This is a genomic window from Burkholderia sp. Bp8994, assembly GCF_003853805.1.
Taxonomy (GTDB): Bacteria; Pseudomonadota; Gammaproteobacteria; order Burkholderiales; family Burkholderiaceae; genus Burkholderia.
In genome coordinates this window covers 65287-86572 of record NZ_QTQH01000006.1, presented here as the reverse complement: position 1 = coordinate 86572, position 21286 = coordinate 65287, and the positions used below count along the sequence as shown (strand labels likewise).

Sequence of the window (21286 nt, the reverse complement as noted above, 5' to 3'; positions counted from 1 at the left end):
TTCTGCAGGCAACGAAAGCGACCGTCAACGCGAAATGCGGATATCGTCCTGATGCATTTGCGTCGGACATCCCGCTACAGGATGCTGCCGTAACGATTCAGCAGCACGAGCCACGATGGCCGGCGTCGGTCACCGCTGCGACGCCGGGCCTTTTTCTGCATCGAAGCGCGGAGCTTGCGCCATCCGTGAGAGTCGGCAGCGGCTCTCACGCACACACGTCACTCAATCTTCCGCCATCATCAGCAACTGCGCGCCATCCGCGACCTGGTCGCCGACGCCGTACAGCACTTCCGCGACGACACCCGCGCCGGGCGCGCCGATCGTGTGCTCCATCTTCATCGCCTCCATCACGATCAGCGGCGTGCCGGCCTCGACCTTCTGGCCCGGCTCGACCAGCACCGCGATCACCTTGCCGGGCATCGGCGCAGTGAGGCGGCCGCCGCCATGCTCGGCATCGCCCGCGTGCGCGAGCACGTTGCGCCATTCGAAGGTCTCGGCGACACCCTGCGTGAACACGTGGAAACTGTCGCCGTCCGCATACACGCGGCCGCTGCTGCGCACGCCGTCGAGCGTCACGTCGAAGTCGAGCGGCGTCGCGCCGCGCGTCCACGCGAACGGCTGCGCGGCCGCGTCGCCGGTGGCGAGGCGCGTGCTGCCGCCGTCGTCCTCGTAGGTGACCGTCACGTCCGCTTCGCGATCGGGCGCATGCCATTCGAGCGTGCGGCGATAGCCGCCGTTCAGCCGCCAGTCCGGCAGCGCGCCCCACGGCGACGCGCCTTCCCGTGCGGCCGCGCCGCGTTCGCGCGCGAGCAGTGCCGCGCAGGCCAGCGCGAGCGTCGCGCGCGGCGGCTGTTGCGGTGCGAACAGCGCATCGTGGTTGCGCTCGATCAGGCCCGTGTCGAGATCGGCGCTCGCAAACGGCCCGCAGGTGACGATCCGCTGCAGGAACGCGGCATTCGTGTGCAGGCCCACCACCTCGCAGGCCCGCAGCGCGCGCAGCATCCGGCCGAGCGCTTCCGCGCGGTCCGCGCCGTGCACGATCAGCTTCGCGATCATCGGATCGTAGAACGGCGTGATCGCGTCGCCCTCGCGCACGCCGCTGTCGACTCGCACCGGCGCGCCGATCGCGAACTCGACGCCTTCCGGCAGCCGCAGGTGCTTCAGCGTGCCGGTGGACGGCAGGAAGCCGCGCGCCGGATTCTCCGCGTAAAGACGCGCCTCGATCGCATGACCCTGCACGCGCAGTTCGTCCTGCTTCAGCGGCAGCGGCTCGCCCGCTGCGACGCGCAGCTGCCATTCGACGAGATCGAGCCCCGTGACCATCTCGGTGACCGGATGCTCGACCTGCAGGCGCGTGTTCATTTCCATGAAGTAGAACGCTTCGCCCGTCATGATGAACTCGACGGTGCCCGCACCGACGTAATTCACCGCGCGCGCGGCCGCGACGGCCGCCTCGCCCATCGCCTGGCGCACGTCTTCATGCAGCCCCGGCGCCGGCGCTTCCTCGAGCACCTTCTGGTGACGGCGCTGCACCGAGCAGTCGCGATCGAACAGGTAGACGGTGTTGCCGTGCGTGTCGCCGAACACCTGCACTTCGACGTGACGCGGGCGCGTCAGGTATTTCTCGATCAGCACGCGGTCGTTGCCGAAGCTGCTCGCGGCCTCGCGCTGGCACGACGCGAGCGCCGCCGGGAAGTCCTCGGAGCGCTCGACCACGCGCATGCCCTTGCCGCCGCCGCCCGCGCTCGCCTTCAGCAGCACCGGGTAGCCGATCTCGTCGGCTTCGAGATGCAGGTTCGCCGCGTCCTGGTCGTCGCCGTGATAGCCGGGCACGAGCGGTACCGCGGCCGCGTGCATCAGCGCCTTGGCGGCAGCCTTCGAGCCCATCGCCGCGATCGCGTCGACCGGCGGCCCGATGAACGCGATGCCGGCCGCCTCGCAGGCATGCGCGAAATCCTCGTTCTCCGACAGGAAGCCGTAGCCCGGGTGGATGGCCTGCGCACCGGTCGCGCGCGCGGCCTCGATGATGCGCTCGATGCGCAGGTAGCTGTCCGCGGCCGCCGCGCCGCCGATGTGCACGGCTTCGTCGCATGCGGCGACGTGCTTCGCGTTCGCGTCCGCGTCGGAATAGACGGCGACGCTCGCGATCCCGAGACGTTTGCACGTCGCGGCGACGCGGCAGGCGATTTCACCGCGGTTGGCGATCAGAATCTTGTCGAACATGGCTTCGATGTCGTCCGGAAAGTTAGGGGCACGCCGTCATTCACGCCACGAAGGCGTGCGTTTCTCGAGGAAGGACGCGATCCCTTCGCGCGCTTCCGCGCCGGCGCGGGTGCGCGCGATCCAGTCGGCCGTCTGCTCGATCAGCGTCGCGTCGAGCGGCCGGCCGGCCACGTCGGCGACGAGCCGCTTGCACGCCTGCACGGCGTCGGGGCCGTTCGCGACGAGCGTCGCGGCCAGCTTCGCGACCGTTTCGTCGAGCGCATCGGCCGGCACCGCGTCGTGAATGAAGCCGAGCGACGCGGCGCGCGCGCTGTCGAACACCTCGGCCGTCGTGAAGTAGCGGCGCGCCGCGCGCTCGCCCATCGCCCGCACGACGTACGGCGCGATCGTCGCGGGAATCAGCCCGAGCCGCGCTTCGGACAGGCAAAACTTCACGCCGTCGGCGGCGATCGCGATGTCGGCCGCCGCGACGAGACCCACGCCGCCCGCATACGCATCGCCGTGCACGCGCGCGATCACCGGCTTGCCGCAGCGATGGATCGCCTCGAGCATGCGCGCGAGCTTGCGCGCGTCGGCGCGGTTCTCGTCGTCCGAGTAACCGGCCATCTTCTTCATCCAGTTCAGGTCCGCGCCCGCGCAGAACGCCACGCCTTCCGCGGCGAGCACGATCGCACGCACGCCGGCGTGCGCGTCGAGCCATTCGAACGCGGTGGTCAGCTCGGCGATCGTCGTCTCGTTGAACGCGTTGCGCACGTCGGGCCGCGCGAGCGTGACGGTCGCCACGCGGCCGGCTTCGCTTACCTTGATCGTTTCGTATCGCATCGGTCAGCCCTCCCGGCCGTTACATGCGGAACACGCCGAAGCGCGTGTCGTCGATCGGCGCGTTCATCGACGCGGCGAGGCCGAGGCCCAGCACGTCGCGCGTCTGCGCGGGGTCGATCACGCCGTCGTCCCACAAGCGCGCACTCGCGTAGTACGGATGCCCCTGGCGCTCGTACTGGTCGCGGATCGGCTGCTTGAATGCCTCTTCGTCCTCGGCCGACCACGCGCCGCCCTTTGCCTCGATGCCGTCGCGGCGCACGGTCGCGAGCACCGACGCCGCCTGCTCGCCGCCCATCACCGAGATCCGCGCGTTCGGCCACATCCACAGGAAACGCGGGCCGAATGCGCGGCCGCACATCCCGTAGTTGCCGGCGCCGAACGAACCGCCGATGATCACGGTGAACTTCGGCACCTTCGCGTTCGACACGGCCGTCACCATCTTCGCGCCATGCCGCGCGATGCCTTCGTTCTCGTACTTGCGGCCGACCATGAAGCCCGTGATGTTCTGCAGGAACACGAGCGGAATCTTGCGCTGGCAGCACAGCTCGATGAAATGCGCGCCCTTCACGGCCGATTCGGAGAACAGGATGCCGTTGTTCGCGACGATCCCGACCGGATGGCCCCAGATGTGCGCGAAGCCCGTGACGAGCGTCGTGCCGAAGCGCGCCTTGAATTCGTCGAACTCCGAATCATCGACGATGCGCGCGATCACCTCGCGCACGTCGAACGGCTTGCGCGTGTCGACCGGAATCACGCCGTACAGGCTCTTCGCGTCGTAGCGCGGCGGCTTCGGTTCGCGCAGCGCCACCGGCGACGCGATCTTCGGCGCGAGGTGACCGACGATGTTGCGCGCGATCGACAGCGCATGCGCGTCGTTCTGCGCGAGGTGGTCGGCCACGCCCGACAGGCGCGTGTGCACGTCGCCGCCGCCGAGGTCCTCGGCGCTCACTTCCTCGCCGGTCGCGGCCTTCACGAGCGGCGGGCCGCCGAGGAAAATCGTGCCCTGGTTCTTCACGATGATCGACTCGTCGCTCATCGCCGGCACATACGCGCCGCCCGCCGTGCACGAGCCCATCACGACCGCGATCTGCGCGATCCCCGCGGCGGACATCGTCGCCTGGTTGAAGAAGATGCGGCCGAAGTGATCGCGATCGGGAAACACGTCGTCCTGGTTCGGCAGGTTCGCGCCGCCCGAATCGACGAGATACACGCACGGCAGCCGGTTTTCCGCGGCGATTTCCTGCGCGCGCACGTGCTTCTTCACGGTCATCGGGTAGTAGGTGCCGCCCTTGACCGTCGCGTCGTTGCACACGATCACGCACTCGCGGCCCGCGATCCGGCCGATGCCGGTGATCACGCCCGCGCCCGGCGCGTCGTCGTTGTACATGCCGTTCGCCGCGAGCTGCGACAGCTCGAGGAACGGCGCACCCGGATCGAGCAGTTGCGCGATGCGGTCGCGCGGCAGCAGCTTGCCGCGCGACAGGTGCTTGTCGCGCGCGGCCGGGCCGCCGCCTTGCGCGAGCTGTTCGATCTTCGCGCGCAGGTCGGCGACGACCGCCTCCAGCGCCGCGGCGTTCGCGCGGAATTCTTCCGAACGCGGGTTCAGTTTCGATTCGATGATCGGCATCGACGGGGCTCCGTTCGCGTGACGTGGGGCGTTACATCGTTTCCGCGAACAGCTCGCGGCCGATCAGCATCCGGCGGATCTCGCTCGTGCCGGCGCCGATCTCGTAGAGCTTCGCGTCGCGCCACAGGCGCCCGACCGGATATTCGTTGATGTAGCCGTTGCCGCCGAGGATCTGGATCGCCTCGCCGGCCATCCACGTCGCCTTCTCGGCCGTGTAGAGGATCACGCCCGCGCAGTCCTTGCGCACCTGGCGAATATGGTCGCTGCCCGCCGAGTCGAGATGGCGGCCGACCGCGTACAGGTACGCGCGGCACGCCTGGAACGTGGTGTACATGTCGGCGACCTTGCCCTGGATCAGCTGGAATTCGCCGATCGACTGGCCGAACTGCTTGCGGTCGTGGATATACGGCACCACCGCGTCGAGACACGCGGCCATGATGCCCGTCGGGCCGCCCGACAGCACCGCGCGTTCGTAGTCGAGGCCGCTCATCAGCACCTTCACGCCGCCGTTGAGCTGCCCGAGGATGTTCTCCTCCGGCACCTCGACGTCCTGGAACACGAGTTCGCCCGTGTGCGACCCGCGCATGCCGAGCTTGTCGAGCTTCTGCGCGACCGAGAAGCCCTTCATCCCCTTCTCGACGATGAATGCGGTGATGCCGCGCGGGCCGGCGTCGAGGTCCGTCTTCGCGTAGACGACGAGCGTGTCGCAATCGGGGCCGTTGGTGATCCACATCTTCGTGCCGTTGAGCACGTAACGGTCGCCGCGCTTGTCCGCGCGCAGCTTCATGCTGACGACGTCGGAGCCCGCGTTCGGCTCGCTCATCGCGAGCGCGCCGATGTGTTCGCCCGACACGAGCTTCGGCAGGTACTTCTGCTTTTGCGCGTCGGTGCCGTTGCGGTGGATCTGGTTCACGCACAGGTTCGAGTGCGCGCCGTACGACAGGCCGATCGATGCCGATGCGCGCGAGATCTCCTCCATCGCGACCATGTGCGCGGTATAGCCCATGTTCGCGCCGCCGTATTCCTCGGCGACCGTCATGCCGAGCACGCCGAGATCGCCGAACTTCTTCCACAGATCCATCGGAAACTGGTCGGTGCGGTCGACCTCCGCCGCGCGCGGCGTGATTTCCTTCGCCGCGAACGTCGCGACGGCGTCGCGCAGCATCTCGATGTCCTCACCGAGCATGAATTGCACACCGGGCAGGTTGATCATGTCTCCTCCGTCTCCAGAAAGTGGGTCGCACGCGCCGATTTCTGAGTTTCGCTCAAATCGGATCAATGCGTCGATTCATTAAGCCAATACAGCGGAAATTTTGCACAGTTTCGCGCCTCGTCCGGCTTGCCGTCAATAGTTTTTTGAGTGACACTCAGATATCATTGCGAGATGACAGCCGCTACCGCCGACACCATGACCGCCACCGCCAAAGCCGACCGCGCCGAGCCGTCGCGCGCACCCGCCGGGCGCAAGTCCCAGCAGCGCGTGCAGGACATCCTGCGCGCCGGCCGTGAAGTGTTCGCCGAAAAGGGCTACGAGCATGCGACGGCCGCCGAGATCGCGCAGCGCGTCGGCGTGTCGGAGGCGACGGTGTTCAGCTACTTCCGCGGCAAGCGCGAGCTGTGCGCGCGTGTGATCGCCGACTGGTATGACGAAATCATTGCCGCGTTCGAACTCGGGATGCCGCAGGACGCGCCGGTGCAACAGCAGTTCGCGTTCATCGTGCGCACGCACCTGCGGCTGATGCTGGTGAACGGCACGGGACTGTGCGCACTGGTGCTGTCGGAGGGGCGTGCGAAGCAGCATGCGCTGAGCGACGAGCTCACCGCGCTGCAGCGCCGCTACACGGCGCCGCTGATGGACGTGCTCGCGCGCGGCCAGGCGGCCGGGCAGGTGCGCCGCGACATGCCGCTGAGCCTGCTGCGCTCGATGGTGTTCGGGCCGATCGAGCACGTGCTGTGGGATGCGATCCTCGGGCACCGCAAGCTCGATACGGAAACGACGGCCACGCAGCTGATCGACATGCTGTGGGCGGCCGTGCAGCCGCCCGCGCCGGAGCAGGCGGCGCTGGTGCGCTTCAGGAACGAAGTCGCGGAAGCGGTGCGGCGGCTGGAAGGCGAAGCGTCACGCGCGTGACGCCGGCAGGCGGTGCGGCGCGCCTGGCGCCTTGCCGCATCACCTGCTCCATCGAGCCGAGTCCAACCGCTACGATTCCTCGCTCACCCGCAGCGGCGCGCGGCTCTGCTCGTTGTTCAGATGGACGAACTTGCGCAACAGGCGCATCAGTTCCTGCGAATCGTCCTCGCCCATGCCGTCGAACAGGCCGGCGCGCAATTCCTTCACCGACGGAATCAGGTGCGTGAGCAGCTCGACGCCCGCCGGCGTCAGCAGCAGGCGCCGCTGACGCCGCGGCAGCACTTCGCGGACGATCAATCCTTTCGCCTCGAGCCGGACCGCGAGATCGGCAGTCGTCGACGTGTCGAGCGCCACCCGCTGCGCGAGCGTCACCTGATCGAGCCCCGGGCACTCGTAGAGCATCCGCAGGACCGCGTACTGCACCGGCGTCACGTCCCGGCCCAGCTTCTCGTAGAACATCGCGACCGCGATCTGGTGCGCGCGCCGGATCAGATGCCCGGGCTCGTCGTACAGGTCGAGCGGGAAAACCGGCGTGTCGGCGGGATTCGTTTTTTCCATGAATGAGTCGATGACATAGGCGGCGCACGCCGTTGCGTGCGCCGACGGCATGGCGCTGCCTCGCGCCATTTCCCGGGAAAACCAGTATACCGCTCGCCTTGCTCCAGCCAATCTCAATGAGTACACTGAATCACATTCAGTACACGGAATGACGAGTTGCCGCGTACCGGCGGCACCGCCCTGAAGGAGACGAACAACGTGTTTCTCAAGAACGCTTGGTATGTGGCCTGCACGCCCGACGAGATCGACGGCAAGCCGCTGGGACGCAAGATTTGCAACGAATCGATGGTGTTCTACCGCGCGGCGGACGGCCAGGTCGCCGCGCTCGAGGATTTCTGCCCGCACCGCGGTGCGCCGCTGTCGCTGGGCTTCGTGCGTGACGGCGTGCTCGTGTGCGGCTATCACGGGCTCGAAATGGGCTGCAACGGCAAGACGGCCGGCATGCCGGGCCAGCGCGTCGGCGGCTTCCCGCCGATCCGCAGCTTTCCGGTGGTCGAACGGTACGGATTCGTGTGGGTCTGGCCGGGCGACGCGTCCGAAGCCGATCCCGCCAGGCTGCCCGCGCTGCAATGGGCCGAAGATCCGGCCTGGGCGCACGGCGGCGGCCTGTATCACATCCGTTGCGACTACCGGCTGATGATCGACAACCTGATGGACCTCACGCACGAGACCTACGTGCATGCGACGAGCATCGGCCAGAAGGAAATCGACGAAGCCGCGCCGAAGACCACCAGCAATGGCGACGAAGTCGTCACCAGCCGCTTCATGGAGAACGTGATGCCGCCGCCGTTCTGGCGGATGGCGCTGCGCGGCAACGGCCTTGCCGACGACGTGCCGGTCGACCGCTGGCAGATCTGCCGCTTCACGCCGCCGAGCCACGTGATGATCGAAGTGGGCGTCGCGCATGCGGGCCACGGCGGCTACGACGCGCCGGCGGAGCTGAAGGCGTCGTCGATCGTGGTCGACTTCATCACACCGGAGACGGACACCTCGATCTGGTACTTCTGGGGGATGGCGCGCAACTTCCGGCCCGACGATCACGCGCTGACCGCCGAGATCCGCGAAGGCCAGGGCAAGATCTTCGCCGAGGACCTCGAGATGCTCGAGCGCCAGCAGCGCAACCTCGAGCAGTGGCCGGAGCGCAACCTGCTCAAGCTCAACATCGACGCCGGCGGCGTGCTGTCGCGCAAGGTGATCGAGCGGCTGCTCGCCGAGGAAAATGCGGCGAGCCCGCAGCGGCCCGTGATTCCGGTCGCGCAGATCAAGGAGGCGTCATGAGCGCCGCGACGCTGACGGTCCGCGTGGCCCGCAAGTGGCAGGAAGCGCGCGACATCTGCGGCTTCGAATTCATCAGCGACGACGGTTCGCCCCTGCCGCGCTTCGACGCCGGCGCCCATATCGACGTGCATCTGCCGGGCGGGCTCGTGCGCCAGTACTCGCTGTGCAACCACCCGGAGCACGGCGATCGCTACCAGATCGCGGTGCTGCGCGATGCCGAGGGCCGCGGCGGGTCGCGCGCGATTCACGACGAAGTCCGGCAAGGCGATACCGTGCGGATCGGCATGCCGCGCAATCAATTCCCGCTCGCGCCCGACGCCCCGCACCACCTGTTGCTCGCCGGCGGAATCGGCGTCACGCCGATCCTCAGCATGGCCGAACGGCTGTTCTCGTCCGGCCTGCCGTTCGACATGCACTACTGCGCGCGTTCGACCGATCGCATGGCCTTCGTCGAGCGGATCAACGCCGCCGGGTTCCATGACCGCGTCCGCTTCCACGTCGACGACGGCGACCCCGCGCAACGCTTCGACCTCGCCGCGGTGCTCGCCGCCGCGCCGGAAGGCACGCACCTGTACGTATGCGGCCCGCGCGGCTTCATGGATGCGGTGCTGAACGCCGCGCGCGAGCGCAACTGGGCCGAAGCGCGGCTGCACTACGAGTTCTTCGGCGGCGCGGTCGAGTCGTCCGGCGCGGATCGCGCGTTCCAGGTCCGGATCGCGAGCAGCGGCAAGGTGATCGACGTGCCGGCCGAATGCACGGTCATCGCGGCGCTGGCGGCCAACGGCATCGACGTTCTGACGTCGTGCGAACAAGGCGTATGCGGCACCTGCATGACGCGCGTGCTCGAAGGCGAGCCCGATCATCGCGATTCGTATCTGACGGAAGCGGAACAAGCGGCCGGCGACCAGTTCATGCCGTGCTGCTCCCGATCGCGAAGCGACCTGCTGGTCCTCGATCTGTAGACGGACCGCCCGATACGCGGCGGCCAACCACAATACTGGAGACGATCAATGGAACGACCTGCCCAGGCACCCATCAGTACTGCTCAATTCCCGGTCGACCGATGGTGGGTCGCCGCGCTGTCATCCGAACTGACGGACCGCCCCGTCGCCCGCACGCTGCTCGGCCGTCCGGTCGTGCTGTTCCGTTTGCCGTCCGGGGAAGTCGGCGCGCTGGAGGATCGCTGCTGCCACAAGTCGCTACCGCTGTCGTGCGGCTCGCTCGAGGCGCGCGGCCTGCGCTGCGGCTATCACGGGCTGCTGTTCGACCGCGGCGGCACCTGCGTGGAGATTCCCGGCCAGGAACGCATTCCGGCGAAGGCGTGCGTGGCGTCGTATCCGGTGCAGGAGCAGGACGCGATCGTATGGATCTGGATCGGCGCCGACGCGCACGCCCAACCGACCTGCGCGCCGCCGCGCTATGCGTTCCACACGGATCCGCAATACCGGTTCGGCGGCGGCCACTACCATTACGACGCGCCGTATCAGCTGATTCACGACAACCTGATGGACCTGAGCCACCTCGGCTACGTTCATCTGAAAACGATCGGCGGTAACGCGCCGCTGCATATGGGCGCGGAAACCCGCGTCAGCAGCGAAGGCGACACGGTGACGCTGGTCCGCCGGATGCCGGCGTCCGACCCGCCGCCGACCTACACGGCAGCGTGGCCGTTCGCGGGCCGCGTCGACCGCTGGCAGGAAATCGAATTCCACGTGTCGCATATCCGGATCTGGACCGGCGCGATGGACGCAGGCACCGGCGACCTTCACGACCCGGCGCGCGGCGGTTTTCACATGCGCGGCTTCCACGGCATCACGCCCGAGACGGAAACGACGACGCACTACTTCTGGACCGTCGCGACCAATCCGCAACACGACGTCGAACGCATCGCGCAAACCGTCATCGAGCAATCCGCGGCGACGTTCGACGAAGACAAGACAGTGATCGAAGCGCAATACCGGAATCAGTTGCGGTTTCCGGACTGCCGCCAGATCGACATTCATGTCGACGCGGGCCCCAATCGCGCGCGGCGCGTGATCGAGCGGCTGCTGCTGCAGCCCGACCCCGCGTAACCCTCGCCCCGGCGCGCGAACGACGCGAGCCGGCCGCGACGGACGTTCCCCGGATTGCCCGTCAATCCACGCATTCGCTTTCGTCCCATTTCGCTGCTGCCGCCTTCGATTTCATCCCATTCGATTAGTCATACTATTTTTATCAAGGATCTCTGACGTGAGCGAAAACATCCGCAATACGATCGACGCGTCCCCGATGAGCGCGTTCCAGACGATGGCGGTCACGGCCTGCGTCGTGCTGAACATGCTCGACGGCTTCGACGTGCTGGCCATCGCGTTTGCCGCGCCGCACCTGGCGGCCGAGTGGAAACTGAGCGGAAAGGAAATCGGCCTGCTGCTGAGCGCCGGGCTGGCCGGCATGGGGATCGGCTCGGTGCTGATCGCCCCGCTGGCCGACCGCGTCGGCCGCCGCCGCATCATCCTGCTCTGCCTCGCCGTGATCTCGACCGGCATGCTGGCCTGTGCGGCCACGCACAGCACGTTGCAACTCGCCGTCGCGCGTGCCTATACGGGGCTCGGCATCGGCGGGATGCTCGCAAGCCTGACCGTCATCAGCGGCGAATACGCATCGAACAAATGGCGCAGCGCCGCGATCGGCATGCAGTCGACCGGCTACGCGATCGGCGCCACCGCGGGCGGCGTTCTCGCCGGTTACCTGCTGTCGGTATGGGGATGGCGCAGCGTGTTCGCGTTCGGCGGCATCCTGACCTTGATGGCGATCCCGATGGTGCTCGCACTGCTGCCGGAATCGCTCGACTTCCTGCTGGCGCGACGTCCGGACGACGCGCTGCAGAAGATCAACCGCATCCTCGCGAGAATGAAGCGCGCGCCGATCGATGCGCTGCCGGCCGCGAGCGCATCCATCGACACGGCGAGCCCCGCCTCAAGTTGGACAGCCGTGCTGCGCGCGCCGCTCACGCGTCGCACGATCGCGCTTTGGATCGCATTCTTCCTCGTGATGGGCAGTTTCTATTTCGTCGTCAGCTGGACGCCGAAGCTGCTGGTCCAGGCCGGCCTGTCGGCCTCGCAGGGTGTGACCGGCGGCGTGCTGCTCAACCTCGGCGGCATCGCGGGCGCGTCGCTGTTCAGCCTGCTGTCGACCCGGTTCGGCCTGCGCAGCCTGCTGGGCGCGACGCTGTTGCTGGGCGGCGCACTGATGGTCGCGTTCGGCGCGAACACCGGCTCGCTCGGCACCGGGATGATCGTCGCGGTGTTCCTCGGCGCCGTGATCAACGCGTGCGTGGCCGGCATGTACGCGCTGTCGCCAACGCCCTATCCCGCCGAGATCCGCACGACCGGCATCGGTCTCGCGGTCGGCATCGGCCGCCTCGGCGCGATCCTGTCGCCAATGACGGTCGGCGCGCTGCTGGACGACGGCTGGTCCGTGCCCCATCTCTATTTCGCGTTCCTCGTGCCGATGGCCGGCGCGGCGATCGCCGTCGCCGTGGCGGGCGCGCGTGTCGCGGCGCCGCACCGGCAACGCGATCCGGCGATCTCGTAACACGCGACACCCGCAGTCCTGCCGATACCCGTCGGCATCCCGGGCAGGTCCGGGGCAATAAAAAAATCGATAAGTACATCTGCATACTGTTTGGAGACAGCCATGAAAACGAAACTGGGCGTTGCACTCGCGACGGCGATGGCGCTGGCCGGGCCGGCCTGTGCGCAAAGCAGCGTCACGCTGTACGGGATCATCGATACCGGCGTGTCCTACTACAACAACGCCGCGCGCGGCGGGTCTTTCACCGGGATGCCGACGCTGACCGGCGAAGTGCCGTCACGCTGGGGCCTGAGAGGCACGGAGGATCTCGGCGGCGGCTACCAGGCCTTCTTCGTGCTCGAAAACGGCTTCCAGCCGGGCACCGGCGCGCTGAACTACGGCGGGCGCCTGTTCGGGCGGCAGGCCAACGTGGGCGTAAACAGCCCGTTCGGCGCGCTGACCCTCGGCCGTCAGATGAACATGTCGATGATCGTGCTGACCAATGCCGACGTGATCGGCCCGTCGATTCATTCGATGGCGGATTTCGACTCGTATCTGCCGAACGCGCGCAGCGACAATGCGATCGGCTACAAGGGCACGTTCCACGGCGTGACGCTCGGCGCGACCTACAGCTTCGGCCGCGACGCGGCCGGGCCGGCGGGGCCGTCGGCGACGGGCTGCGCCGGACAGGTGCCCGGCGACATCGTCGCGTGCCGCCAATACACGGCGATGCTCGCGTATGACGCGAGCAATTTCGGGCTGGCCGCGTCGCACGACGTGATGCGCGGCGGCGGCGGCGCGCTCGCGCCGCTGAACAATCCGGCCTACACCGACACGCGCGACATCGTCGCGGGCTACGTGAAGATCGGCCCCGCGAAACTCGGCGCCGGGTGGATCCGCCGCAACCTCGCGGCGGCCGAACATCTGCAAGCCGACATCGTGTTCGCGGGCGGCACGTACTACGCGACGCCCTACCTCGCGCTCGACCTGCAGGGCGTGCGCTACCTGCAACGCCGCGAAAACAAGGAAGGCACGAACGCGACGCTGGTCGTCGGGCGCGCAAACTATTTCCTGTCGAAGCGGACGACCGTGTATACGTCGGTGGGCTACATGTTCAACAGCGCGCTGGCCGCGAACGCGGTCGCGGCCGGCGGGACGGTCGGCACCGGGATGAATCAGCTCGGCGTGATGGCCGGCATCCAGCAGAAGTTCTGAACGCCGGACACCGCACCTCGATCAATCGGCGAGCCGGCAATGCGACAGCTTCAGCCCGGGCAGCACCGGCGCGTCGATATAACCTTCGTTCACGCAGCTGAAGCGGAAATTCGCGGACGCCGTGAACGGCTTGATCTCGCCGCCCGGGAATTTCGGTTTCAACGCGGCCTGGTCGGCCGCGTCGAAATGCGTGTCGAACTGCTCGCCGTCGGCCGTCAACGCACCGAAGTACGTGCCGCCCGGGTCGCTGCCCATCCGCATCACCGCGCCGACGAACGCGAGGCGCCTGCCGTCGTATTTCGTCTTCGCGGCGGCCATGTCCTGCGTGTAGGCCTCGATCACGGTGGCGTAGTGCGCGTCGATCGCGGGCTCGGCGGCCGGCGCAGCGTAGCCGCTCTGGGGAACGCCCGCCAGCATCGCGCAGGCAGCCAGCGCGGCCGTCATGAACGGCGCGGAACTCTTTTTCATTGGGTGGTCTCCCGTCAAGCGTGGTGGTTGAAGTAATCGATCGCGGCGCTTCGCCGGCTGCCCGGCGAAACACCAGGGAATGACGTGCGGCCGTTGCGTCAATCGTTCGAATCGTGGAACACGGCTGCAATCACTTCAGCACCCGCGTGGTCGGCTGCGGTGCGCGACGTCGCGCGGCACGCGACGTGACAGGAAGATGACATGGTGCGGCCCCCGGCTCTCATTGAATTTCACTGCGTCTGTTTTTGGGCGCTACGGTAGCAGACGGCCGGCGGCCCGGCAATCACGATGCCCGGTCCGAATCGGCCTCTTTACAATTGCAAACGATTCTCATTACGTATATCATGCACATCCTCCGCGCGACGCAGTAAAGGCGCTGCGGCCCGCGTCATCGTCCTTAGCACTCCGTCCATTCATCGATTCATGCCATCCCGCCGAACGCCCCACCGCGCCCGGACGCTTCGTCCGTGGCGCGCGAGCCTGCCTGCCCTGATCACGCTTTGCGTCGCAAGCGGCGCGCATGCGGATGCCGAACCTGCCGCCACGGCTTCGGCGGCCACGCCCTCGCCCTCGTCGACGCCCGCGCGCCCCGAACGCGAACTGCCGACGATCAGCGTCAGCGCATCGTCAGCAGTCGATCCGACCGTCGGCTACCAGCCGCGCACGAGCAGCGTCGCCGGCGGCGACGATCGCCCGCTCAGGGAGATTCCGCAATCGGTCGCCGTGGTCAGCAGCAGCGTGATGCAGGACCAGCAGGCGCGCTCGCTCGACGACGTGCTCGGCAACATCAGCGGCGTCACGCAGACCAACACGCTCGGCGGCACGCGCGATGCGTTCATCAAGCGCGGCTTCGGCTCGAACAACGACGGCTCCGTGCTCGTCGACGGCGTGCGCACGCCGGTGCTGCACAGCTACCTCGCGACGATCGACCGCGTCGAAGTGCTGAAGGGCCCGGCTTCGCTGCTGTACGGGATGCAGGACCCGGGCGGCGTGATCAACCTCGTCACGCGCAAGCCGGAGGACACGTTCGGCGGCTCGATCTCGGCCTCGCGCACGAGCCACGGCGGCAGCAGCGCGCAGTTCGACCTGACCGGCCCGCTCGGCAAGCCGGGCCAGGTCGCGGGCGGCACGCTCGCATTCCGGCTCACCGGCGAATACGACACGAGCCGCTACTGGCGCAGCTTCGGCCGCGAGCGCAATGCGCTGATCGCGCCCGCGCTGTCGTGGCACGACGCGAACACGTCGATCGACGTCAGCTACCAGTACGTCGACTACACGATGCCGTTCGATCGCGGCACGGTGCTCGTGAACGGCCGCCCCGACGATGCGCTGCGCTATCGCCGCTACGAGGAAGCGTGGGCGCAAAGCAGCGGCATCCAGGAAACGCTGCGCGCGCGCGTCGAGCACCGCTTCTCCGACGCATGGCGCATGCGCGCGACCTACGGCTGGGGCCGCGACCGCTACGATCAATACATCGCCCGCGCGACCGCCTTCAACAGCACGACCGGCGCGCTATCGCGCTCGTCCGACGCGAACCTCGGACGCAACGACTCCGACCAGATCGCGACGCTCGGCCTGCTCGGCAACCTGACGCTCGCGGGGATGAGCCACGCGCTCTATGTCGGCGGCGAATACGAGCGGCAGCGCAGCTTCCGCGGCGACACGATCCGCGGCACCGCGACGAAGGGCTTCGATCTCTACGATCCCGTCTACGGCCTGCTCGCGCCCGGCGGCACGGTGAGCGCGAAGCAGAGCGATTCGCTCTCGAAGGTCCACACGTACTCGATGATCGTGCAGGACTCGGTGAAGATCACCGACCGGCTCACCGCGGTCGGCGGGCTGCGCTGGGAGGACTGGCAGCAGGAATCGGGAATGGGGCGGCCGTTCGTGTTCGCCGACCGCTCGCACGGCAACGTGTGGCTGCCGCAGTTCGGGCTCGCGTATGCGCTCACGCCGTCGCTGACCGCGTATGCGAACGTGAGCCGTTCGTTCAAGCCGAACGTCGCGTCCAACGTGGCCGCGCCGCTCGCGCCGGAATTCGGCCGCGTGCTGGAAGCCGGCTTGAAGTTCAGCCTGAAGCCGGGCATCACCGGCACGCTCGCGGCCTATCAGATCGACAAGCGCAACGTCGCGGTCACGGTCAACGACATCACGTCGACGATCGGCACCGCGCGCTCGCGCGGCATCGAACTCGACGTCGCGGGGCAGCTCACGCGGCACCTGAGCCTGATCGGCAGCTATGCGTACACGAACGCGAACGACCGCGACAGCAACACGTCGCTCGTCAACGTCGCGCGCCACACCGGCAGCGTGTTCGCGGTGTACGACACGGCGATCGCGAACCTCCCGGGGCGCTGGCGCTTCGGCGGCGGCGCGCGGCTCGTCGGCGCACGGCCCGGCGACACCGCGAACAGCTTCACGCTGCCCGGCTACGTGACCGTCGATGCGTTCGCGGCCTACGAAACGACGATCGGCAAGTTCCCGACGCGCATCCAGCTCAACGTGAAGAACCTGCTCGACAAGACCTACTACCCGTCGAGCAACAGCAACCTGATCGTCGCGGTCGGCGAGCCGCGGCTCGTCACGCTGACGACGACGGTGTCGTTCTGACGCATCTTTGCGCCGGGTGGCCGGGGCTGGGGCCGTGCCACGCGCCCCCGCCGGCGACACGAGCCGATCTCACCCGCCCGCGAAATCGAGCAGGATCTTGCAGCTTTTCTCGGGATTGCGCTCGGCCATCTCGAACGCCTGCGCGATGTCGCGAAAGCCCACCTTGTGCGTAACGATGTGCTCCGGCTGGATCAGCCCGCGAGCAATCCAGTCGATCACCTGCGGGAACATCGCGCAGTTCAGCCGCGATGCCGCGAGCGTCAACTCCTTCTTCGTCAGCTCCGCCTGCACGATCGCCGACGGTTCCGACGAAAACCCGAGCACGCCGATCCGGCCGGCCGGCGCGGCGATCCGCACGGCCTCCTCGAGAATCGACGGATGGCAGACCGCATCGAAGATCAGCGTCGGGCCGCCGTCGACGCCGCGCTTTTCCAGCGCGTCGGGCAACGACTCGACGCTCGTGTCGATGATTTCGTCCTCGGCCGCGCCGCACTTGCGCGCGAGCTGAAGCCGTGCATCGAGCCGGTCGGTAATGAATGCGCGAATGCCGTACACGCGCTTGAGCACCTGCAGGATCGTCAGCCCGACCGTGCCGGCGCCATAGATCAACGCGACGTCGCCCGGCAGCACGCCGGTGCGCGACGTCGCGTTCGCGGCCACCGCGAACGGTTCAACGATCGCCGCGCAGGGTTCGGCGATCGCGTCCGGAATCCGGTACGCATTGCCGGCCGGCACACACGTGTACTGGCTGAAGCCGCCGTCGCGATGCACGCCGAGCACGGTCAGGTGCCGGCAGACGTTGCGCCGGCCGATCGTGCACGCGTGGCAATGCCCGCAGCTGATCACCGGATCGACCGCGACGGTCTCGCCGAGCCGCGCGGCGTCGACGCCCGCGCCGACCGACTCGATCGTGCCGACGAACTCGTGGCCGATGATGCGCGGATACGACACGAACGGATTCTTGCCGTGAAAGATGTGCAGGTCCGACCCGCAGATGCCCGCATAGCGCACCTTCACGCGCACTTCGCCGGCTGCGGGTACGGGCAGCGGCACTTCGCGCACGCCCATGCTGTTCGGACGATCGACAACGACGCTCAACATTTCGGTTCTCTCCTTCCGGTCTTCGGCGCTTACCAGTTCCACATCGATCCGTCGCGCAACCGGGCGACCGGCAGGTACGCGCGCTCGTACGGGTATTTCGCGGCCAGTGTCTCGTCGATGTCGACGCCGAGGCCCGGCACGTCGTCCATCACGAGATAGCCGTCCTCGAAGCGGTAGCTGTGCGGAAACACTTCGTCGGTCAGCGCGCTGTGCGGCATCAGTTCCTGGATGCCGAAGTTCGGCGCCCACAGCCCGAAGTTCACGGCCGCCGCCATGCAGACGGGCGACAGGTCGGTCGCGCCGTGGAAACCGGTGCGCACCTGGTACATCGCCGCGTAGTCGGCGATGCGCCGTACGTGCGTGATGCCGCCAGCGTGCACGATGGTCGCGCGGATGTAGTCGATCAGCTGGTCGCGGATCAGGTCCTTGCAATCCCAGATCGAGTTGAATACCTCGCCGACCGCGAGCGGCGTCGTCGTGTGCTGGCGAATCAGGCGGAACGCGTCCTGGTTCTCCGCGGGTGTCGCGTCCTCGAGCCAGAGCAGGCGATACGGCTCGAGATCGCGGCCGAGCCGCGCGGCTTCGATCGGCGTGAGCCGGTGATGTGCGTCGTGGAGCAGGTGCGGCGCATCGCCGACCGCGTCGCGCACCTTGCGGAACAGTTCCGGCGTGTGGCGCAGGTAGAGCGCGGTGTCCCACGGCTCCTCGGGCGGCAGCCCCTTCTCGGCGGGCTCGTACGCGCCGGCCGTCTTGCCGACGCCGTACACCTTGTCGAGCCCCGGCACACCGGACTGCACGCGGATCGCGCGGTAGCCGGCGTCGATGTGCGCGCGCACCGCGTCGACCGCTTCCTCGTGATCGCGCCCGTTCGCGTGGCCGTATACCATCAGGCCGTCGCGGCTCTTGCCGCCGAGCAACTGATAGACGGGCATGCCCGCGAGCTTGCCCAGGATGTCCCACAGCGCCATGTCGATCGCGGCGATCGCCGCCATCGTCACGGGCCCGCGCCGCCAGTACGCGCCGCGATATAGGTATTGCCAGATGTCCTCGATGTTGCGCGGGTCGCGTCCGACGAGGCACGGAAACACGTGGTCTTCCAGGTACGCGCGCACCGCGAGCTCACGCCCGTTGAGCGTCGCGTCGCCCAGGCCGTAGACGCCTTCGTCGGTCACGATCTTCACCGTCACGAAATTCCGGCCCGGACACGTGACGATGGTCTGCAAGCGTTCGATTTTCACTGCGCTCCTCCAGCGGGCGTTTCAGTCGACAAAGTAATGGGGCGCGCGGCTGCGCACTTCCGGCAGATGCGAGCCGATCCGGTCGACGTGCGACGCGACCGATGCGCCGAGCAGCGCCATGTTGCGCGACGCGATGTGCGCAAGGATCTGTTCGTGTTCCTGCAGCGCGCGGCGCGCGTGATCCTCGACGCGGTCGAGCAGCAGCCAGCGCACACGGTCGAACTGGCGCTTCATCGGCTGCAGCATTTCCCACACGTGCGGCCGACCCGCGAACGCGAACATCCGGCCGTGCATTGCCTCGTCGAGATCGAAGAACGCTTCGACGTCGCCCGCGGCCACCGCCTCGCGCTGCGCGTCGATGATCCGCGACAGCTCCGCGAGCTGCGCCGGCGTGATCTTCTGCGCGAGCTCGACATGGTTCGCGCATTCGAGCGTGCTGCGCGCGAAGCGCCCTTCCTCGAGGATCGACACCGGAATCGGCGCGACCAGCGTGCCGACCTTCCGGATGATCTGCACGAGCCGCTCGTCGGCGAGCTGCGCGAACGCTTCGCGCACCGGCGTGCGGCTGACCTTGATCGTCGTGGAGATCACCGCCTCCGACAGCGCGGTGCGCGGCGGCAGCGCACCGCGCACGATCGCGTGGCGCAGCAGCGCATGCACCTGCTCCGTATACGACCGGCTCTCGTCCAGCGAGAACCCCTGCAACGCCGTGACCACGACGTCCGCTTCTTCCAGTGCTGCCGTTTCGCTCATGGTTGCGATGGATCCGACTTGATATCGATGCCTACCATGGTACATAAGCAGTCGATTTCAGGCGATCTAGCGTTTACACCGATAACTTCGCGCTAAAACTCGAAATAACCTGCACGCATTCCATCATCTACCATGGTACAAACCGTTACCGACCGTCATGCTATCTGCCCCCGATTTTCTGCGCACTGCGCCGCCCGGCACGGGCCGTCCCGGTTATGACCGGCAGGCGGTTCGCACGGGTATCGTCCATCTCGGCCTCGGCGCGTTCCATCGCGCGCACCAGGCGCTGCATACGGAGACGGTGCTCGAACAGGGCGACCTGCGCTGGGGCATCGTCGGCGTCGAACTGCGGCGGCGGCATACCGTCGACCTGCTCGCCGCGCAGGATCACCTGTATACGGTGATCGAACGCGATGGCCAAGGCGCGCGCGCGCGCATCGTCGGTGCGGTGCACGACGCGCTGTTCGCGCCCGAATCGCTGCCCGCGCTACTGGCGCTGATCGCCGATCCGGCCGTGTCGATCGTCAGCCTGACCGTCACCGAGAAAGGCTATTGCCGCCGCCCCGGCGGCGGTCTCGATACCGACGATCCTGCGATCCGGCAAGATCTCGCGACGCCCGGCACGCCGCGCACCGCGCTCGGCGTGATCGCGGCCGGCCTGCGCCTGCGGCCGGCCCATGCGCCGCTGACCGTCGTCTGCTGCGACAACATGACATCGAACGGCGACACGCTGCGCGCGCTGCTGATCGACTACGCGGAACGCATCGACGGCGCGCTCGCGCGGCGCATCCGCGACGACGTCGCGTTCCCGAACAGCATGGTCGACCGGATCGTGCCGGCCGCGACGCCCGAATCTCTCGACTGGGCGCACGCCCATCTCGGCGCGCGCGATGCGGCTGCGATCGTCTGCGAGCCGTTCTCGCAATGGGTGATCGAGGATCGCTTCGCCGGCCCGCGCCCGCGCTGGGAAGACGCCGGCGCGCACCTCGTCGGCGACGTGCGGCCCTACGAAACGATGAAGCTGCGGCTGCTGAACGGCTCGCATTCGGCGATCGCGTATGCGGGACAGTTGCGCGGCCGCGCGACGGTGTCCGACGCGATGGCCGATCCGGCGATCGCGGCGCTCGTCGACGGCGTGATGACGCGCGACCTGCTCGCGACCGTCGACGTGCCGTCCGGCTATGACGCGCACGGCTATTGCGCGACGCTCGTGCAGCGCTTCCGCAATCCGACTCTCGCGCATCGCACCGAACAGATCGCGATGGACGGCACGCAGAAGGTGCCGCTGCGCTGGCTTCCCGCGCTCGCCGAAAGCGCGCGGGCCGGCGTCGAGCGGCCCTATCTGGAACGCGCGCTCGCGCTCTGGCTGCACTACCTCGCCAACGCGCGCGACGAATCGGGCCGCGCGCTCGCGGTCAGCGATCCGGGCGCGGCCGCACTCGGCGCGGCGCTGTCGGCAGCCGGCGATGCCACCCGCGCGGTTCGGGCTGCCCTCGGCAGCCTCGCGCTCGCCGGTTCGGCGGCATGGCCCGATGCAGTGATCACGCGCATCGGTGCCCATCTCGCGACGCTTCGCGCGAGCGGCACCGATGGGCTGCTCGCACCGTTGTACGCGCGCTGAACGACCGCTTACCCCGGTTCGCTGGACTCCTGATCGAACCGCGCAGTGCCCTGCCCGCCGACGCACATGCCGACGCGGCAAACGATCGA

Annotated in this window: 17 protein-coding genes; 8 read left to right on the top strand and 9 right to left on the bottom strand. The window is 67.9% G+C overall.

Annotated features, from left to right (window positions below; genetic code table 11):
* Nucleotides 1-222: 222 nt before the first annotated feature.
* From DIE04_RS07860 to DIE04_RS07845, 4 genes are read right to left on the bottom strand one after another with little or no spacing between them, the layout of a single operon-like run.
* Nucleotides 223-2223: an acetyl/propionyl/methylcrotonyl-CoA carboxylase subunit alpha gene (locus DIE04_RS07860; protein ID WP_124488646.1), complete on the bottom strand. Its 2001-nt coding sequence runs from the start codon at nt 2221-2223 to the stop codon at nt 223-225.
* 36 nt (nt 2224-2259) lie between these two features.
* Nucleotides 2260-3045 carry an enoyl-CoA hydratase/isomerase family protein gene (locus DIE04_RS07855; protein WP_124488647.1) on the bottom strand — a complete coding sequence of 262 codons (786 nt, stop codon included), beginning with the start codon at nt 3043-3045 and terminating at the stop codon, nt 2260-2262.
* 19 nt (nt 3046-3064) lie between these two features.
* The gene (locus DIE04_RS07850; protein ID WP_124488648.1) at nt 3065-4672 is read right to left on the bottom strand and encodes a carboxyl transferase domain-containing protein; all 1608 of its coding nucleotides are present in this window, start codon (nt 4670-4672) and stop codon (nt 3065-3067) included.
* Between the two features lie 31 nt (nt 4673-4703).
* Nucleotides 4704-5885 carry an isovaleryl-CoA dehydrogenase gene (locus DIE04_RS07845; protein ID WP_044847409.1) on the bottom strand — a complete coding sequence of 394 codons (1182 nt, stop codon included), beginning with the start codon at nt 5883-5885 and terminating at the stop codon, nt 4704-4706.
* Between the two features lie 171 nt (nt 5886-6056).
* Here DIE04_RS07845 and DIE04_RS07840 point away from each other — a divergent pair, with 171 nt between their 5' ends.
* Complete coding sequence (locus tag DIE04_RS07840) at nt 6057-6803, top strand: TetR/AcrR family transcriptional regulator (RefSeq protein WP_124488649.1); 747 nt, start codon at nt 6057-6059, stop codon at nt 6801-6803.
* A gap of 69 nt (nt 6804-6872) precedes the next feature.
* Here the strand turns inward: DIE04_RS07840 and DIE04_RS07835 are convergent, their stop codons facing one another.
* A complete protein-coding gene (locus tag DIE04_RS07835) occupies nt 6873-7361 on the bottom strand; it encodes a MarR family winged helix-turn-helix transcriptional regulator (RefSeq protein ID WP_044847436.1) in 489 nt (162 codons plus the stop codon).
* 198 nt (nt 7362-7559) lie between these two features.
* Here DIE04_RS07835 and DIE04_RS07830 point away from each other — a divergent pair, with 198 nt between their 5' ends.
* The 5 genes from DIE04_RS07830 to DIE04_RS07810 all read left to right on the top strand — a co-directional run bounded on the left by DIE04_RS07830 (nt 7560) and on the right by DIE04_RS07810 (nt 13406).
* Nucleotides 7560-8639: an aromatic ring-hydroxylating dioxygenase subunit alpha gene (locus DIE04_RS07830; RefSeq protein ID WP_124488650.1), complete on the top strand. Its 1080-nt coding sequence runs from the start codon at nt 7560-7562 to the stop codon at nt 8637-8639.
* Nucleotides 8636-9601 (top strand): PDR/VanB family oxidoreductase, encoded by a 966-nt coding sequence (locus tag DIE04_RS07825; RefSeq protein WP_124488651.1) that lies wholly within the window; start codon nt 8636-8638, stop codon nt 9599-9601. Before DIE04_RS07830 ends, DIE04_RS07825 begins: the two co-directional genes overlap by 4 nt.
* A gap of 48 nt (nt 9602-9649) precedes the next feature.
* Nucleotides 9650-10711, top strand: a complete 1062-nt coding sequence (locus DIE04_RS07820; RefSeq protein WP_124488652.1) for an aromatic ring-hydroxylating dioxygenase subunit alpha — start codon at nt 9650-9652, stop codon at nt 10709-10711.
* A gap of 157 nt (nt 10712-10868) precedes the next feature.
* On the top strand, nt 10869-12212 hold the full coding sequence (locus DIE04_RS07815) for an MFS transporter (protein WP_124488653.1): 1344 nt from the start codon (nt 10869-10871) through the stop codon (nt 12210-12212).
* 102 nt (nt 12213-12314) lie between these two features.
* The gene (locus DIE04_RS07810; protein WP_059834828.1) at nt 12315-13406 is read left to right on the top strand and encodes a porin; all 1092 of its coding nucleotides are present in this window, start codon (nt 12315-12317) and stop codon (nt 13404-13406) included.
* Nucleotides 13407-13427: 21 nt separating this feature from the next.
* On the opposite strand, the gene DIE04_RS07805 is transcribed toward DIE04_RS07810, so the two are convergent.
* Complete coding sequence (locus DIE04_RS07805) at nt 13428-13874, bottom strand: hypothetical protein (RefSeq protein ID WP_124488654.1); 447 nt, start codon at nt 13872-13874, stop codon at nt 13428-13430.
* Nucleotides 13875-14297: 423 nt separating this feature from the next.
* Here DIE04_RS07805 and DIE04_RS07800 point away from each other — a divergent pair, with 423 nt between their 5' ends.
* Nucleotides 14298-16484, top strand: a complete 2187-nt coding sequence (locus DIE04_RS07800) for a TonB-dependent siderophore receptor (protein WP_124488655.1) — start codon at nt 14298-14300, stop codon at nt 16482-16484.
* A gap of 69 nt (nt 16485-16553) precedes the next feature.
* Here the strand turns inward: DIE04_RS07800 and DIE04_RS07795 are convergent, their stop codons facing one another.
* Genes DIE04_RS07795 through DIE04_RS07785 form a run of 3 tightly spaced genes read right to left on the bottom strand, consistent with a single transcriptional unit; the run spans nt 16554 to nt 19576 of the window.
* A complete protein-coding gene (locus DIE04_RS07795) occupies nt 16554-17585 on the bottom strand; it encodes a Zn-dependent oxidoreductase (RefSeq protein WP_124488656.1) in 1032 nt (343 codons plus the stop codon).
* Between the two features lie 29 nt (nt 17586-17614).
* Nucleotides 17615-18823 carry a D-mannonate dehydratase ManD gene (gene manD, locus DIE04_RS07790; protein ID WP_124488657.1) on the bottom strand — a complete coding sequence of 403 codons (1209 nt, stop codon included), beginning with the start codon at nt 18821-18823 and terminating at the stop codon, nt 17615-17617.
* 21 nt (nt 18824-18844) lie between these two features.
* Entirely contained in the window at nt 18845-19576 is a 732-nt protein-coding gene (locus tag DIE04_RS07785) for a GntR family transcriptional regulator (protein WP_124488658.1), read from the bottom strand.
* Between the two features lie 157 nt (nt 19577-19733).
* Here DIE04_RS07785 and DIE04_RS07780 point away from each other — a divergent pair, with 157 nt between their 5' ends.
* Nucleotides 19734-21197 (top strand): mannitol dehydrogenase family protein, encoded by a 1464-nt coding sequence (locus DIE04_RS07780; RefSeq protein ID WP_124488659.1) that lies wholly within the window; start codon nt 19734-19736, stop codon nt 21195-21197.
* The last annotated feature ends 89 nt before the right edge of the window (nt 21198-21286 follow it).

What these genes read in the sequence shown, in the direction of transcription:
- DIE04_RS07845 (WP_044847409.1), bottom strand. Translation starts at nt 5,885, where the DNA reads ATGATCAACCTGCCCGGTGTGCAATTCATGCTCGGTGAGGACATCGAG.
- DIE04_RS07840 (WP_124488649.1), top strand. Translation starts at nt 6,057, where the DNA reads ATGACAGCCGCTACCGCCGACACCATGACCGCCACCGCCAAAGCCGAC.
- DIE04_RS07795 (WP_124488656.1), bottom strand. Translation starts at nt 17,585, where the DNA reads ATGTTGAGCGTCGTTGTCGATCGTCCGAACAGCATGGGCGTGCGCGAA.
- DIE04_RS07855 (WP_124488647.1), bottom strand. Translation starts at nt 3,045, where the DNA reads ATGCGATACGAAACGATCAAGGTAAGCGAAGCCGGCCGCGTGGCGACC.
- DIE04_RS07800 (WP_124488655.1), top strand. Translation starts at nt 14,298, where the DNA reads ATGCCATCCCGCCGAACGCCCCACCGCGCCCGGACGCTTCGTCCGTGG.
- DIE04_RS07810 (WP_059834828.1), top strand. Translation starts at nt 12,315, where the DNA reads ATGAAAACGAAACTGGGCGTTGCACTCGCGACGGCGATGGCGCTGGCC.
- DIE04_RS07805 (WP_124488654.1), bottom strand. Translation starts at nt 13,874, where the DNA reads ATGAAAAAGAGTTCCGCGCCGTTCATGACGGCCGCGCTGGCTGCCTGC.
- DIE04_RS07835 (WP_044847436.1), bottom strand. Translation starts at nt 7,361, where the DNA reads ATGGAAAAAACGAATCCCGCCGACACGCCGGTTTTCCCGCTCGACCTG.
- DIE04_RS07780 (WP_124488659.1), top strand. Translation starts at nt 19,734, where the DNA reads ATGCTATCTGCCCCCGATTTTCTGCGCACTGCGCCGCCCGGCACGGGC.
- DIE04_RS07860 (WP_124488646.1), bottom strand. Translation starts at nt 2,223, where the DNA reads ATGTTCGACAAGATTCTGATCGCCAACCGCGGTGAAATCGCCTGCCGC.
- DIE04_RS07850 (WP_124488648.1), bottom strand. Translation starts at nt 4,672, where the DNA reads ATGCCGATCATCGAATCGAAACTGAACCCGCGTTCGGAAGAATTCCGC.
- DIE04_RS07825 (WP_124488651.1), top strand. Translation starts at nt 8,636, where the DNA reads ATGAGCGCCGCGACGCTGACGGTCCGCGTGGCCCGCAAGTGGCAGGAA.
- DIE04_RS07785 (WP_124488658.1), bottom strand. Translation starts at nt 19,576, where the DNA reads ATGAGCGAAACGGCAGCACTGGAAGAAGCGGACGTCGTGGTCACGGCG.
- DIE04_RS07820 (WP_124488652.1), top strand. Translation starts at nt 9,650, where the DNA reads ATGGAACGACCTGCCCAGGCACCCATCAGTACTGCTCAATTCCCGGTC.